Origin of the sequence: Ancylomarina longa (assembly GCF_003996985.1) — a bacterium.
Classification (GTDB): domain Bacteria; phylum Bacteroidota; class Bacteroidia; order Bacteroidales; family Marinifilaceae; genus Ancylomarina_A; species Ancylomarina_A longa.
In genome coordinates this window covers 1-1,629 of record NZ_RJJX01000060.1, presented here as the reverse complement: position 1 = coordinate 1,629, position 1,629 = coordinate 1, and the positions used below count along the sequence as shown (strand labels likewise).

The window sequence follows — 1,629 nt, the reverse complement described above, 5'->3', positions numbered from 1 at the left end:
AACCAAAAAATCAAGAAAAAAATATGCTATCCCCACACTCTGGATATTCTTAACGACTTTTCTGGTTAGCAGAAAAGCCTAAATATCCATTCACCCCACCGCCGGCCCGCATTTTTTTCAGGCCAGCGCGCATCCGAACATCAGCAGACTGCTCCATTTCTTCAGAGTAATCTCCAACAAACTGCACATGTGCTAATTCATAACTGTCATTGTGAGGCGTAGGCACGGAGCCGTGGCAATCTCCAATAAGTTGCAATTCCAGTAATTGGATTATTCGCGACGGAATAGGAAATCTGTACAGAGATAGGATTGCAATGCTTTCGTTCATTTTGTCTTGATGCAAAAAGAGCTACATGGTAGCTGATAGTTTTATGAAATCATTATATTTCTACCTTTTGCATTTAACCAAGAAAGCGGAGTATTATATCTCCGCTTCTTTCTTTCCAGTTTTTTTTTGTTCCCTGCATGTAAAAATAGACTTGGTCTATTATTCTGCAGAATCGACTTTAGGCTCAAGTGGAATATTACTGTTGAATATATCGCGATGTAATTTCCATTTATTATTCTCTTTTTTCCAGATTACGATATACTTACCTTGATCAATAATGTTTGCACTATCTCCTTTTATAGTATATTTTGAGACTTCAATTATGGTATTATGAAGAGATTCAACTTCTGCTATATCGAGAGTTAAATTCTTAATTCCCATATCGATAAAAGATTGCCAAAAAGCTTGTATTGCCTTTGTGCCAGTAACAATCTCATGGTTGGGAGGCATTACTTGAGCATCTACTGTGTAAAGAGTTGCCAGTTCCATGGCATTTCCTTGATGAAGAGCATCCATAAATTGTTGATTTGCTTTAACAATTTCAGGTTTTTGGTCAAAATTTTCTTTTGAAACACAGCTAACAAGAATAACTAGCATCAGAAGAATGCCTATTCTTGAATAAATGATATTAGAACGCATGATTTTTTGGATTGTAAGATTTCAAATATTAAAAAAAACAATATAGAAGAGAGATTGTTTGTGGTTTGGGATATGCTTAATATATAATTTTTTACGGAAAATGTCAATGCTCGTAATTAATATAAAAAGTGATACTTATCGGAAAATATTATTGGGGTTTTGTTAATTTATTAAAAAGGTATTTTCCGGGACACAAAGCGGAAAGCAATCCGGTAGAAACGGAAGAATAATTTTAAGCATATAGTGTTGAAAACAGGGCAGGGTGTTATGTCCTGTTTTTTTTGTATTAAACACCCGTATATATTGGTGTTTGTTGATTTATATTGAACAATATCCAGTAGGTGGGTGAGGGGGTATTTTTAGCTCTTGAAGTCCGGATTTTAGGTTCCGAGGTTAGATTTTTAGCTTAGTAACCCCGAACCTTTAGGAAGGAAACCCCGGCGAGTAGGTTCCAAAGCTAGAATTTTACCCTCCGATACCCCGACGAGTAGCTTATCCAGGTCCGATTTTTAAGTCGGTGAGCTAAACGAGGCACTTAGGGAACCCCCTTGTAGGGGTAGGTTTAGTCACTTGCCGCACTTTGGGAGCTGCAGCATGGCATTGTTTTAGGTATTTGTCGGGCTTCAGTACCACGAGCATGGCAATCAGGAACCGGTTCTCCG

2 protein-coding genes are annotated in these 1,629 nt (G+C 37.5%); both read right to left on the bottom strand.

Annotated features, from left to right (window positions below; all coding sequences use genetic code 11):
• Positions 1 to 49: 49 nt before the first annotated feature.
• On the bottom strand, positions 50 to 328 hold the full coding sequence (locus DLK05_RS16420) for a hypothetical protein (RefSeq protein WP_127345080.1): 279 nt from the start codon (positions 326 to 328) through the stop codon (positions 50 to 52).
• Between the two features lie 159 nt (positions 329 to 487).
• Entirely contained in the window at positions 488 to 967 is a 480-nt protein-coding gene (locus tag DLK05_RS16415) for a YybH family protein (protein ID WP_127345079.1), read from the bottom strand.
• Between the last annotated feature and the right edge of the window lie 662 nt (positions 968 to 1,629).

What these genes read in the sequence shown, in the direction of transcription:
- DLK05_RS16420 (WP_127345080.1), bottom strand. Translation starts at nt 328, where the DNA reads ATGAACGAAAGCATTGCAATCCTATCTCTGTACAGATTTCCTATTCCG.
- DLK05_RS16415 (WP_127345079.1), bottom strand. Translation starts at nt 967, where the DNA reads ATGCGTTCTAATATCATTTATTCAAGAATAGGCATTCTTCTGATGCTA.